The organism is Nitrospira sp. (assembly GCA_024760545.1).
Classification (GTDB): domain Bacteria; phylum Nitrospirota; class Nitrospiria; order Nitrospirales; family Nitrospiraceae; genus Nitrospira_D.
Map to the genome: position 1 here is coordinate 3,688,139 of CP060501.1, position 13,014 is coordinate 3,701,152.

The window sequence follows — 13,014 nt, forward strand, 5'->3', positions numbered from 1 at the left end:
AGGTGTGACAAGGCGGGCAACCGCTGAAATGGGAGCCGCTCCACCGCCTATTTTGGAGTATTTGTGGTACGTGAGCCTTGTTTACGCGATGCTTGGACAAGTATGGGGTATTGTCATCCCTTCAATAGGAGGGGCGATCTGGATGATCTTGGCAGTAAGTTGCTTCCTGAGCGTTACTGCCAAGGCCGTTCAGGTGTATGCGCCAGTCGCATTGGCTTTCTGCACCGGAATCTCGACCCTTGCGATACACTTCATGTTTTTTGAGGTGAATGACAATGCGATGGCAGAGGCCCTTTATTTTCTTGGATGGCTCGAATTGTTGGTCATTGTTCAGGCCTTGTCTCTTCGCCCAGGGTTTCTGCACCGTTTTGCAATTGTGGCTCTCGCGATCGGGTTAGCAACCGTGCCCTATGTCAATTTAACCGGCGGCGCCGGTGCGATTGTGCGGGCTTCGGCTGTTGGAACAGCGCTCGCCAACGGAAATGCGCTGGGGATGTGGTTCGGTTTCTGTACCGTGTATTCTATCTTCTGGGGTTTCCAGTCTCAGAATATAGCTTTAAGAATTACCTCTTGGGCCATTGCAGTAGGGTGTTTCTACATGGTCGCAATTACGGTCAGCCGGGGTCCCGTGTTGGCGATTGCCTTGGCATGTATCGTTGGGTTTCGTTCAATGCTGAAGCACAGCTTTGTTCCTCTCTTGGTGCTCGTTCTGATGATATCCCTGCTTTATCTATCCGGTGTGTTTGATCAAGAGTTGGAAAGCTACACATCTCGAGGGGTAGAGGAATCTGGGCGTGGAAAACTATTCCCACGCGCTCTGGAGCGGATACTGAATTCCCCATGGATTGGTGTCGGCCTGGACGACATCAAAGTACCTTATGGGGGGCGGCGGGTTATGAACCCGCACAATGGGCTCCTCCATATTTGGCTAGGGGCAGGAATCGTCCCCGCGATGTGCTTTCTGGGTTATTTGTGGAGAGTGGCAATCGGCACTCGCCACCTTATGCGAATGGTGCCTGTGGACGAAGCTATGCTTATTCCGCCACTGGTCGTGTTCGGATTGGTGGAGTTCATGGTCCTTGATTACACGTTCATGTCCCCCTGGACCGTAGTGGCATTTGGTTTGGCTGCTGGCGCTGGTCAAGCGTATGCTCGCCGCGCTCCCCCGCCCCTGCAATGAATCGATGTAGCTTTGGCTTCTTCCTATGTCCAGGGGTAAAACACTCACAGCTAATCTCGGACTTGCAATCCTGGCCGTGGCCATTATCCTTGGTGTGTTGGAAGCCGTGTTGGCAATAACGAAGTTCAATGCCCCGTCTGCATCACGTTTTGTTCCTGGTAAAGGAGTGACATATATTCCACATGCGTACTACCGTCATACAAAGGAAGGTTTTTCAGAAGGACACTATAACTCCCAGGGGTTTCGTGATTATGAACGCACATACATAAAAGCACCCGGTGTGTTTCGAATTCTTATCTTAGGGGATTCCTACATCGAAGCCCTACAAGTGGCATTGGAAGACACTTTCTCTGCACAACTTGAAAAGCTCCTCAATAGCCAAGCAGCTTCTACTCATACACGATTTGAAGTTCTTGCACTTGGCCAGTCCGGTTTTGGCACCGCTGATGAATACATCCGCTATCTCAATTTCGGTGCTGCTTATGATCCTGATCTTGTGATTCTGGCGTTCTTCACGGGGAATGATTTTCGCAATAATTCGAAGTATCTCAATCGTGAGAACGTAGGCTTTTACTATACGTTTGATCGTCAGCATAATCTCGTTCTTGATCGATCGCTGATTGATGCGTATGAGAGGAATCTTTCATTTGCAAAACGCCTCTACGAAGAGCTGAAAGCCAAGTCCCACCTATTGAGCCTGATCTCAGAGAGAATCTATCTTTTCAAGCGCCAACTCCTGGAAGATAGGATGGCAGAAGCGGATAAAGATAGGGAGAACGTTGGAGAGAGAAAGAGCCGGACAATTGACTCGTTATCGGATCTGAACATTTATCGGACGGATCTTTTGCCACCATGGAAGGAAGCGGTAGAGATTACTAAGGAGATTATTCTGAAATTCAGAGATGCAGTTGAAGAACGCGGGGGTCGGTTCTTACTGCTTGGGCTTTCCAATGCCGAACAGGTCCATCCCGAGGTAGGGAATGAACTGAAGAACCAATACGATATTGATCTGGATTATGAGCAACCGGACAGAATCTTGGAGGGGTTTGCCAGAGAGAGCGGAATCACGTTCTTAAAACTCATGCCGGCTTTTCGAGAATACCATGTGAAAACGGGGGAGTATTTGCATGGCTTTGGGGCCAGCCACCAAGGTCACTGGAATCAAGAAGGGCACCGTCTGGCGGCCGAACTAACGTTCAAGTTCCTCAAGGAGCGCAATCTGTGCGTGCTCGAGAACAGGGCATCGTGAAGAAGGTCAGTCGTTCATTCAAAGCTAGGTAACAACCTCCTCTTCTATCTCCGGTCTTCTTGATAAACTAGGGCGTTAATATGAGGATGTGACATGATCTGTATACTCGGGGTGCAGGGAATAGCTTGTACATATCAAGGCTAAATTCATGTTGGAGTGACAACTCACGCACTATGAAATTCAATATGCCTGGGCCCGTTCCCCAGCAGATCCTAGGTCCCATTTCAGGCAATGTACGCTGCAGACTTCTCTACGTTGTGGGACAACTTGGGCTTGGGGGGCTCGAACGGCAACTGTTCTATCTTCTTGCGAATCTAGATCATGCCCAATATCGACCTGCCGTGATTGTCTGGAATCTCAATCCAAACGACAAATACGTTCGGGACATCGAAGAGCTGAGAATCCCAATCTGGGGATTCCCTACTGAATGGTCGCCTTTCTCTAAGTTGCGAGCCTTGGGAGTATTAGCACGGCAGGTTGTGCCGGAGGTCATTCATTCGTACGGCTTTCATACAAACTTTGCCGCATATTATGCTGCATGGAAAACCGGAGCGCTGGCGATCGGCTCTCTCCGCAGCGACTTTGCGAATGCTAAGCGAGAGGGAGGAACTCTGAGAGGAGCGCTCAACGCCAGGTGGCCGGTTGCCCATATCTCAAATAGTCAGACATCGGCTGACGCCGCGCGATGTGCTACCGGCTTGTTTGCGCCTAGACAGGTATTTGTCGTCCGTAATGGTCTTGATCTCGACCGCTTCAGATGGGTGAGCGATGGCACTGGGAAGAGAGAGTATGTGGCAGCAGTTGGGTCCTTGCTCCCGGTCAAGCGTTGGGATCGCTTGTTAAGAGTGGTTCAAAGGGTGAAGGCCGTCGTGGGCGAAGACGTACGGTTTCGGATTGCGGGTGATGGTCCCCTGCGCCCCACTCTCGAAAAACTGGCAGATGACCTTAGTATTTCAGGAACCGTGGAATTTTGCGGAGCCGTTCATGACATACCGGCGTTTTTGAGCGGGGCCAAGTTTCTCGTCCACACTTCGGAGAGCGAAGGATGTCCCAACGTAGTAATGGAAGCCATGGCTTGCGGTCTTCCTGTTGTAGCGATGGAGGCAGGGGATATCCCATATCTCGTGGAAGATGGAAGAACTGGATTTGTCGTTCCTCAAGGAGATGAGAGAGTGTTTATGGAACGTGTATCCGAACTGCACGGCGATGATGAGCTGAGCTTCCGCTTAGGAATAGCTGCCAGAGAAAAAGCGCGACAAGAGTTCACGCTGGAGCGCCTTGTTTCGGAAACGCTAGCAGCTTACAACGCTGCCGGGTGGGGGAGACGAAAGCGATGACAATTCTCCTCTGGCAAGTGTTATCGGATCACCAGTTCAGTGGGAGCAGCAGGCAAGGATGAATCATTCTCATCTGAAAATTCATAGGCTCCAATATCAGGAGCTCCGTCCTTGACAGGAGGAACTCCGAGCTTCGTTCCTCTGTTGATTGCGGCACTTGCAGAGGAAAGGTGAAAGTCGTTCTTCGACTTTGCGATGAAGCCTAGGTTGGTACTCTCTTGGACATTGTTGGAAAAAGTGACGCCCGCAGGCGGCGATCCGATTTTCTCTTGAGTGTCAGAGAGGTTGTTGCTGATGGTGACGTCGGAAGCTTTCAAGTAATACGTAATTACCATTCCGTTCTGCGCATCATTCGAAATATTATTCTTGATGGTGGCACCATTGATCGTGCCACCCAAGAGGATATGCCCGGCTGGCTTCCCTGTTGGGCTATGGCCGGAGATTGTGTTGTGATAGATATTCAAGTCTGTCGTTGTTCCGCCGTAGACGTGGATAGGCCATCCGCGGGATGTGTCATAGAATACATTTCGTCGTACGATGACATTCGTGACTCCATTAATATAGATTCCATGATCATGGTAGCCAGTCTTCGCAGTGCAGCCATTCTCTCCCTCTCGCAGGCGTCCAATAGAATAGAAATAGTTTTGCTCTACAATAATATCTCTTGCTTTATTGAGAAGCATACCTGTTTTTCCGTAAGGGCTATTGGTGCAGACGTTTGTGGCTATGTGGTGGAACGAGTTCAATCGGGCGATTCCACCGGCTATTTGGTTAAACACGATGCCGCTATGGCTCGTTTTCAGTCCAGTATTGGTTCCTCCTCTGATATCGAATCCTTCGATAATATAGTATGGTCGGCTGATGTAGAATCCCACATTGACAACATCATCTGGGCCATTGGGTAGAATGATCACGGCTCCAAGTGGTGTCTCGCTTTTAATTGTAATAGGTTGTGAAGCAGTACCTGCAGGTGAGCGTCCTGAGGCATACACTACGATTCCCTCTCCTTTCGTATCAGTATAACTGCCATCTCGCACGATACAGGTATCGCCTGCTTGGACGGGCGAGGCAGCACATTTTTGAGGATTACGCCATGGATTGTCCGACGTCCCGGGGTTGCTATCATTTCCTGTCGTGGCCACATAGTATGTCTCAGCATGAAGCGTGACGGTGCTCAGTAGGAGGAAGGCACTTTGTGCTAAGGCAATCACGTGCTTTCGTGAAATTGTGATCATGGGTCAAGTCCTCAAAATAATTAACGCTTCTTATTATATGACTATTGGCATGTATCCGTTATCGTTTGGTTCAGACAAGGCGTTGATGTGAATAGTCAGCACAAGTCGTGCCAGAAGCGTTTGTTTTAAGCTATTGATTTATTGAAATAGTTCAGCTCGGAAGTCTTTCCCAAGAGTTCAAAACAGGTATTCTGCGGTACAGAACGGGACTAACCTAATTACTGCCGGATAATCAATGAGAGCGCGGTTGAATAGGCTTTGAGATAATCCTGCACGGATTGGATCTAAATGTGTCGGTTTGACATGGCATTGGTTACTATATCAACACTGCCAGGTTGAAAAATCTATAGTTGGCTCAACGGCACTTATTGATTGGGCTAGAACGAAAGACGCTAAATGGACCGACAAGCCGTATCGCTGAGTAGTTTTCAAGCTAGACGTTTAGAGGGCCTGTTCTCAAGGTATTTTTTAAAGGCAGACGGTGGGGAGTGTATTTCAAGGCACAGGCTCTACCGGCGGATCGTTCGTCTCCATCAATTCAGCTAGCACTTGAGTAGAATACGATTTAGCATCTTGTGACGAGGCATCATATGTGTGGAATTGCGGGGTTCGTATACGAGGGAATAGAAGCTGTGGCGGCACAAACGGCAGTGCGCCGAATGATTCAAGTGCAGCGGCATCGAGGACCAGATGGGGAGGGATTCTACGACGGTAAGGGGGTTTCTCTTGGCCACTGCCGATTGTCGATCATTGATTTGACTGAATCGGGTCATCAGCCGATGACCGATCAGAAGAGTCGGTATTGGATTACTTACAACGGTGAGATTTATAACTATTTGGAATTGGCAGCGGAATTGCGTGGCCTTGGATTTCGTTTTCATGGGCGATCCGATACCGAGATACTTCTAGCTGCATTTTGTCAGTGGGGAGAGAAGTGTTTGGAGCGTCTCAGAGGCATGTTCGCGTTTGCCATTTGGGATGAACGGACACAGTGTCTTTTCGCCGCGCGAGATCGACTTGGAATCAAGCCTTTCCATTATTGGGTAGACGGGGACAGGAGATTCGCTTTTGCCTCCGAACTGAAAGCGCTTCTTGAATTCCCATCACAACTCAGTGCCAATCCACAGTTGGCCACGGATTTTCTAGCCTGGAATCTTCTTGACCATGAAGCCGAGGACACGATGGTGGCTACAATCAAACGGTTGCCACCTGCTCACGCTATGATTTGGCAGAAGGGCATTGGTATCCGGCTGTGGCGATATTGGCAGATCTCAATCAGTGAGGAGCTTGAGGTTACGCCTGAACGAAGGTCGAAACTGAATGAGGAATTCCGTCTTCGATTCGAAGAAAGCGTGTCTCTCCACCTCAGATCTGATGTGCCGGTCGGCACATGCTTGAGCGGCGGCCTTGACTCTTCAGCAATTACCTGCGTGGTTAACGCTGAGTTACATCGCCGAGGAGTGTCGAAAGAAAATCTCCAGCATACCTTTAGTGCCTGTTTTGAGGAGCCTCGCCTTGATGAACGACAATACATTGAAGCAGTTGCAGCTGCTACTGGTTGCGAGACCCACTTTGTTTTTCCAAACGGCGAACGGATGCGCGAGGATATGGATAGGTGGATTTGGCACCAAGAGGAACCTGTAGGAGGGTCTGGTGTTTATGCTCAATATTGTGTTGCCCGCCTTGCACGGGAGTACGGAATCAAGGTGCTGTTAGATGGACAGGGAGCCGATGAGCAGCTTGCAGGGTATCGAAAATTTATCCTGGTATATCTGAAGCAGCTCATAAAATCGAGACGCTTCGTTCTAGCTGCCAGAGAAGCCATCGCTTTCTTTGGGAGCCCTGAAATTTTACGTACTAGTCGGCTTGCTGATGGGCGCCGGTACCTCTTCGGTTCTGTACCTGAGTTTGAGCAGATTCGGTGCGGCAACTCTCATCTAGCCCGCCCGTCAATGTTGCGAATTGGAGATTCCTTGGGTCGACGACTGGAGGCAGACCTGATGAGGTTTAGTTTGCCAGTTCTACTCCGCTACGAAGACCGAAATACTATGGCGTTTGGAATCGAATCGCGGGTGCCATTTGTTGATCATGTCTTGGTAGAGTGGGTAGCAAGTCTACCGGCCAATATGCGCTTGTCAGGTGGGTGGACCAAGCGGATTCTCAGAGATGCGCTCGCCGGAATTCTTCCGGAAATGGTACGTCAACGCAAGAGTAAACTGGGTTTTGAAACTCCAGAAACCAAGTGGATAAAGGGTCCACTATCTGACTGGCTCAGAGATACCTTGCATGCCCCACGTCATCTTGCCAATGTGGTTGAGATAGAGGGCATCCATCGCTTACTGGCTCAACGGGATGGAGGAGATCCGTTTCTTTCCCGTCAGAATCTATTGTTCCGCTTAGCAATTTATGAGAGTTGGGCGCGTCAATTTCTAAAACCCATATCTCCAAGCTGACCAGAATGATTGTGAAAAAACCAATTAGTCCCGATCAATGCAGCCTGCTTTCTCGCAGTAATGGAGCGGTGGAGGTAGGAAGCCCTCATGTGCTGATCGTATCGAACCATATCGGAGCGAAGATGTACATGTCTCACGCTGGTATATTCGTTGATCGTCAGATCGCTTCCGTGAGTCAGGCAGGAGTAAAAGTTAGCACATTTGACATTGGCACTAGTCATTCCCCGATTCGGCTTTTCTGCAAGTGGCTGGAGCTACGCCGGCGGGTTAAACAAGTCGATCCTGATCTTGTCCATGGCCAATATGGAACGGTTGTAGGTATCATGAGTGTGTTCGCAGGCCGTCCATCCATCATTTCTTTCTGCGGGAATGATTTGCAATCTGGGGCATCGGTCTCCTTACTGCGCGAGCTGTGTGGTTTCACCCTTTCCAATCTTGCTGCGCTTTGTGCGAACGGTTTGATCTGTAAGAGTGAACAACTCCGCCATGCGTTATGGTGGCGAAAAGCCCAAGCCGTTGTCATTCCGAGCGGAGTTGATCTCAACCTGTTCATGCCGGGTCCACAGGATGAAGCCAGAGAAGAGTTGGGCTGGAATCTTGAGAGTCCCATTGCTATCGTCAATGTCGGAGGGGATGCAAAGGTCAAAGGCATCGATTTCGCTAGGGCGGCTATGAAGTTTGTGCATGCGCGCCTTCCAAATGCTGAACTGCAAGTGCTCGCGAGTGTGGAGCCCATGCGAATGCCCTTGTACTATCGAGCTGCTGATGTACTGCTATGCACGAGCCTATCGGAAGGTTCACCGAATGTAGTTAAGGAAGCACTAGCCTGCAACCTGCCGGTCGTCTCTACGCCTGTCGGTGATGTCCCTGAAAGACTGGTTGGCGTACACCCATCGTCTGTAGTGTCACGGGATCCGAGGGTGTTCGGAGAGGCCATAGTGAATATCTTGCTAACTAGGCAGCGAAGTAACGGGCGCGAGCGAATTGTGCACCTTGGTCTCGATCAAATTGCAGGTCGGCTGCTAGACACCTACCGGTCGGTTCTCAATGGGTAGGTGTTGATGAATGGTCGAGGAATCGTTAAGCAACAAGAGTCAAGATATGAGTCAAGCTATTGTACGGCTAGTGTGGGATTGGGACAGAGCACATTTTGGCAGACGCACTTAGTCAGCTCTAAACCGTGGCACCGAAACAAGTGCAGCATTGTTTGATCCGAAGCTAGCTTTTGATATGCGAGTCATTATAGGCTTTAAGTAGTATCTGAATTGCGGTTTGGCATGTAATCTATGGGTGTTAGAGTGAATCATCGCCATGCGGCTCTGGGTTACATTAATTTGGGTATCAATACTAGATTATGATTTCAGTTGTTGTTCCATGCTTTAACGAACGCCAACACATTGAGACCTGTGTACGGTCGATTATGAACCAGGAACGTCCGGCGGAAGGTTTGGAAATTATTGTGGCGGACGGTCTTTCCGAGGACGGTACCCGGGAAATCCTAAAACGTCTCATGTCGGAATATCCTGAGTTGCGGGTTGTTGATAATCCCAAGCGTGTTACACCCTGCGCGATGAACGCGGGCATTCGTGAGGCCCGTGGTCGATATATCGCCATTCTTGGAGCCCATTGCCAGTATGCTCCTGATTACCTGTCGACATGCGTCGCCCTTCTTCAGGAGCACCCTGAAGTATCCTGTGTTGGCGGACCGGCTGTGAGCATGGGAAAGGGTCTCTTCGGTCAGGCCGTTGCGGCTGCAATGTCCCACCCTGTGGGAATCGGCAATGCCAAACATCGATACCCGACATACGAAGGTTATGCCGAAGGGGCGTGCTATCCGGTATTTCGTAGAGAAGTGTTTGAAAAAGTCGGGCTCTATGATGAAATGTTGGTTCGTAATCAAGATGATGAGCTCAACTACCGGCTTGCCAAGCATGGGGAAAAGGTCTTTATTTCACCGCGCGCCCGATATTCTTATTTTATCCGTGAGACACCGTCCAGACTCTTCAGGCAGTATTACGAGTACGGTTATTGGCGGGTCGCGGTATTAAGGAAGCATCGGATTCCCGCTTCCTTTCGACAGATCGTGCCACCCGTATTTATGACGATCATGTTGATGAGTGTGATCTTGGGTTTGTCTCTGCCGGGGTGGTGGCGACTTACTGCTGTAACGATCCCGGTCCTTTATGGAGTGACCTTACTGACGGTTGGAGTGACTCAGAGGGGTCATGGTGATTGGCGGGTGGCAGTCCTTTTCCCTGTCGCAGCTGTCATTATGCACGTGGCGTATGCTGCGGGATTTGTGCGTGGGCTGATGAAGGGGGGCGATCGTCCGGTGCAGAGTGGACAGAGCAACAAAGGAGAATGTCATGAATCAGGAGCATAATGCGGCAACCTTTTTCAACAGCTTTGCCGAGGCCTTTGACACCATATACGACCAAAAACGGAATCCGTTCATGCGCTGGGTGGATTCCACGTTCCGGAGTGACATGTTTATTCGGTATGCCCTGACATTCGAAGCGCTGGGGGAGCAGCTAAAAGGGGGGACGGTGCTGGATATAGGATGCGGTTCCGGTCCCTATATTGCCGAAGCCTTCAGACGGGGAGCGGATCGGATCACCGGACTCGACCCAGCTCCCAATATGCTGACTCTTGTGCGCCAACGCCTTGATCAGAGGGGGATAGCTGAGAACCGGTGTACGTTGGTTGAAGGAATCTTCCCGGGAGCACGGGTAGAGCCGCATGATTTCGCGATTGTCATGGGCGTCATGGACTATGTGGAAGATCCGCAAGCCTTCTTGAAGGCTCTTCGACCGCTGGTCAAGCGTTTAGCTGTTATATCTTTTCCCAGCGAACATTGGTTCAGAACGCCGTTCCGGAAATTCCGGTACCAACTGAGGCAATGTCCGGTTTACTTCTATAATGAGGACGGGATTCGCCGACTCTCTGCCGCAGCAGGGTTTTCCGATGTTCGAATTCAGAAAATCCCCGGAGCCGGTATGGACTTCCATGTCAGTTTAAAGCCATGAGTTACGGTCCACCGGTCATCTCCATCGACGTCGAAGATTGGCCTCAATCCACGTGGGACCACAGTCTTCCAATCACGGACCGAGCGGCTGAGAACACGCGCCGAGTGCTTCGACTTCTACGTGAAACCGAGGTACGTGCTACCATGTTCGTGCTCGGCAAGCTTGCCGAACGATTTCCAGAGGTTGTGAAGGAGATTGAGGCTGATGGGCACGAAGTGGCATGTCATGGACACGGACATCTTGAAATCGGCAGGCAGTCTCCCGATGAATTTCTAGCCGATGTCCGCCGCTCGAAGGATCTCCTCGAACAGATCATCGGCAAGGCTGTGAAAGGCTATCGCGCCCCTGATTTCTCGATTGTTCAAGACACGCTTTGGGCGTTGGATGCGCTCGCGGAGGCTGGGTTTGAATACGACTCGAGCATTGTGCCGGCTCAAATGCCTCGGTACGGAATCGCCGGTTGGCCTATCCATCCGGTTCGGGTTCGTCTCGGTCAAAGCGCCAGCATCTTGGAGGCTCCTCTGGCCACGTTTCGGGCGCTCGGCAGAAATTTGCCGGTAGGGGGAGGCGGGTATCATCGTCTGTTGCCGGGATTTGCGAGCCGTCACTTTGCCCGGAAGATCATGACGGTGGCTCCGTTTGTCTTTTACTGCCACCCTTATGAGTTCGATGTCCACGAATTTAGGGAGATTCCGGTCCGTGTCCCACGTACGGTTAGATTTCATCAAGGGGCAGGACGGAGATGGTTTGAACAACGCTTCCGATCTTTTGTGAAATGTTTCGGTGGCCAAACAATGTGCGACATGCTTTCTTCACAGCAGTGGTCCGACTTTCGTCTCAATAGTTTGAAATTGGCTCCCGCCCCAGAGATCAGTGCATCACTCCAAAGACAGTAGCAGGGTTGGAATTCCGGCAGCGAACGGACAATTCCGTTGTGCCGGAAGCGGTGCATCTCCATGATGTAGAGGTAGCCTTATAACTACAGCAAGGTGTGTAATCATCCAATCCCACTTGTGGGCCACACAACCGTTCAGCCTGTTTCAACCGGTGGCTGTACACAGCTTCAGCTTTATGAGGAGGTTGTGGGAGAAGGAGGGGATGAATCTGAAAATCTCCATCCCCTCCAGGCTGTGGATACAGCACACGAAAAATGGTCCTATTGGACCTTCACTCCGGTAGGAGTAAGGGGTGATGATGTAGCGCTCTGTAAAGAATACTCATAAGCTGCAATGTCTGGAGCTCCGTCCGGAACTACAGGAACTCCGGATGTCGTACCGCGGTTGATGGCGGCACTGCTAGAGGTCAAGCGGAAGTCGTTGGTAGACTTACTGATAAAGCCTGGGGTGGTACGCTCCATGTTACTGGAGAACGTGGCACCCGATACACTTGATGTGGTTTTCATTAAAGTATCGGAGAGATTGTAACTGACAGCTATATTAGAGCCAGACAACGCCCAGGAATTGATCATCCCAATCTGTGCATCACTCGAAATATTGTTCCTGATCTTCGCGGTATTGATTGTTGAGCCCAACATGATCTGTCCTGCTGGCTTGCCGGTCGGACTACGGCCGGAGAACGTGTTGTGATAGACATTGAGGTTTGTCACTGTCCCCCCATAGATCTGAATCGGAAAGCCGCGATTTGTATCATAGAATACATTCCGGCGGATGGTGACATTCGAACCTCCGTTGACATAGATTCCATGGTCGTGCTGAAACTTGTCAGTAGAACAACCGCTCTCGCCGTTTCGTTTTCTTCCGATACTGTAAAAGCGGTTTTCCTCAATCACCGCACCGGAGGCACGTGCGACGTGTATGCCGGACATCGAGTATGGAGAGTTACTACAGACTGTCCGTCCAATGTGGTGCATGGAGTTGGATCGAGCGATTGCACCGGTTGCCGTGGATTGAATGGAAATTCCAGTAAAACCTACCGTGCTATGACTAATGGTACCTCCGGTTATATCGAATCCTTCAATGATGTAGTAGGAACGAGTGACATAGAACCCTATGTTTGAGGTGCTGGTGGTGTTGGGTAGGGTTATAACGGCTCCTTGGGGTTTCTCGCTCTTGATGGTGATCGGCAGGGAGGAGGTGCCAGCGGCTGAACTTGCGGAGACATATACGGCCACATTTTTGCCGCTGGGAGGAGAATAGGTGCCACTGCGCACGATACAGGTATCACCCGCCTTCATGGGTGACGCGGCGCATTTCTGCGGGTTTCGCCATGGGCTGGTCGATGTGCCAGGGTTGGAATCACTGCCTGTCGTTGCCACATAGTATGTGGCACCCTGGGCAGTCATGGCGCCGAGAAGAATGTATAAAAGGCTTATTACGGAAAGCGAGAGCAGCGGGACTTTAATCAAGCGGTTTATCATCATGGTCTCCTCAAGGCAGTTGTAGCATCCCTTCTGCTATACAGGCGTCGCGTACCCAGCATGGAAAGGAGACGCCTTCGTAAGCAGCACCGGTTCGACGCAGGCGATCTCTAGCAGATCTCATGCCATATTTTTATTACATAAGACATTGATTAGA

The 13,014-nt window shown here is 50.6% G+C and carries 10 protein-coding genes; 8 read left to right on the forward strand and 2 right to left on the reverse strand.

Annotated elements, in window-relative coordinates; all coding sequences use genetic code 11:
- The first annotated feature begins 142 nt into the window (after positions 1-142).
- The 3 genes from H8K03_17465 to H8K03_17475 all read left to right on the forward strand — a co-directional run bounded on the left by H8K03_17465 (position 143) and on the right by H8K03_17475 (position 3,766).
- The gene (locus H8K03_17465; protein UVT19557.1) at positions 143-1,180 is read left to right on the forward strand and encodes an O-antigen ligase family protein; all 1,038 of its coding nucleotides are present in this window, start codon (positions 143-145) and stop codon (positions 1,178-1,180) included.
- 25 nt (positions 1,181-1,205) lie between these two features.
- Positions 1,206-2,429 (forward strand): SGNH/GDSL hydrolase family protein, encoded by a 1,224-nt coding sequence (locus H8K03_17470; protein UVT19558.1) that lies wholly within the window; start codon positions 1,206-1,208, stop codon positions 2,427-2,429.
- Positions 2,430-2,614: 185 nt separating this feature from the next.
- Positions 2,615-3,766, forward strand: a complete 1,152-nt coding sequence (locus H8K03_17475) for a glycosyltransferase family 4 protein (protein UVT19559.1) — start codon at positions 2,615-2,617, stop codon at positions 3,764-3,766.
- A 20-nt stretch (positions 3,767-3,786) separates the two neighbouring features.
- Here H8K03_17475 and H8K03_17480 read toward each other — a convergent pair whose 3' ends face one another.
- On the reverse strand, positions 3,787-5,001 hold the full coding sequence (locus tag H8K03_17480; GenBank protein ID UVT19560.1) for a right-handed parallel beta-helix repeat-containing protein: 1,215 nt from the start codon (positions 4,999-5,001) through the stop codon (positions 3,787-3,789).
- Positions 5,002-5,633: 632 nt separating this feature from the next.
- Between H8K03_17480 and asnB the strand changes: the two genes are divergently transcribed.
- From asnB to H8K03_17505, 5 genes are all read left to right on the forward strand, one after another.
- Positions 5,634-7,454 carry an asparagine synthase (glutamine-hydrolyzing) gene (gene asnB / locus H8K03_17485; protein ID UVT19561.1) on the forward strand — a complete coding sequence of 607 codons (1,821 nt, stop codon included), beginning with the start codon at positions 5,634-5,636 and terminating at the stop codon, positions 7,452-7,454.
- Positions 7,455-7,777: 323 nt separating this feature from the next.
- The gene (locus H8K03_17490) at positions 7,778-8,509 is read left to right on the forward strand and encodes a glycosyltransferase (GenBank protein ID UVT19562.1); all 732 of its coding nucleotides are present in this window, start codon (positions 7,778-7,780) and stop codon (positions 8,507-8,509) included.
- A 299-nt stretch (positions 8,510-8,808) separates the two neighbouring features.
- Positions 8,809-9,837: a glycosyltransferase family 2 protein gene (locus H8K03_17495; GenBank protein UVT19563.1), complete on the forward strand. Its 1,029-nt coding sequence runs from the start codon at positions 8,809-8,811 to the stop codon at positions 9,835-9,837.
- A complete protein-coding gene (locus tag H8K03_17500; protein ID UVT19564.1) occupies positions 9,821-10,480 on the forward strand; it encodes a methyltransferase domain-containing protein in 660 nt (219 codons plus the stop codon). Before H8K03_17495 ends, H8K03_17500 begins: the two co-directional genes overlap by 17 nt.
- Entirely contained in the window at positions 10,477-11,376 is a 900-nt protein-coding gene (locus tag H8K03_17505; GenBank protein ID UVT19565.1) for a polysaccharide deacetylase family protein, read from the forward strand. The genes H8K03_17500 and H8K03_17505 overlap by 4 nt, the downstream gene beginning before the upstream one ends.
- Before the next feature lie 260 nt (positions 11,377-11,636).
- On the opposite strand, the gene H8K03_17510 is transcribed toward H8K03_17505, so the two are convergent.
- The gene (locus tag H8K03_17510; GenBank protein UVT19566.1) at positions 11,637-12,860 is read right to left on the reverse strand and encodes a right-handed parallel beta-helix repeat-containing protein; all 1,224 of its coding nucleotides are present in this window, start codon (positions 12,858-12,860) and stop codon (positions 11,637-11,639) included.
- Between the last annotated feature and the right edge of the window lie 154 nt (positions 12,861-13,014).

Bases quoted from the DNA above. Each gene is read 5' to 3' on its own strand.
- H8K03_17470 (UVT19558.1), top strand. From the start codon at position 1,206: ATGTCCAGGGGTAAAACACTCACAGCTAATCTCGGACTTGCAATCCTG.
- H8K03_17490 (UVT19562.1), top strand. From the start codon at position 7,778: ATGAGTGTGTTCGCAGGCCGTCCATCCATCATTTCTTTCTGCGGGAAT.
- H8K03_17505 (UVT19565.1), top strand. From the start codon at position 10,477: ATGAGTTACGGTCCACCGGTCATCTCCATCGACGTCGAAGATTGGCCT.
- H8K03_17480 (UVT19560.1), bottom strand. From the start codon at position 5,001: ATGATCACAATTTCACGAAAGCACGTGATTGCCTTAGCACAAAGTGCC.
- H8K03_17500 (UVT19564.1), top strand. From the start codon at position 9,821: ATGAATCAGGAGCATAATGCGGCAACCTTTTTCAACAGCTTTGCCGAG.
- H8K03_17475 (UVT19559.1), top strand. From the start codon at position 2,615: ATGCCTGGGCCCGTTCCCCAGCAGATCCTAGGTCCCATTTCAGGCAAT.
- H8K03_17495 (UVT19563.1), top strand. From the start codon at position 8,809: ATGATTTCAGTTGTTGTTCCATGCTTTAACGAACGCCAACACATTGAG.
- H8K03_17465 (UVT19557.1), top strand. From the start codon at position 143: ATGATCTTGGCAGTAAGTTGCTTCCTGAGCGTTACTGCCAAGGCCGTT.
- H8K03_17510 (UVT19566.1), bottom strand. From the start codon at position 12,860: ATGATGATAAACCGCTTGATTAAAGTCCCGCTGCTCTCGCTTTCCGTA.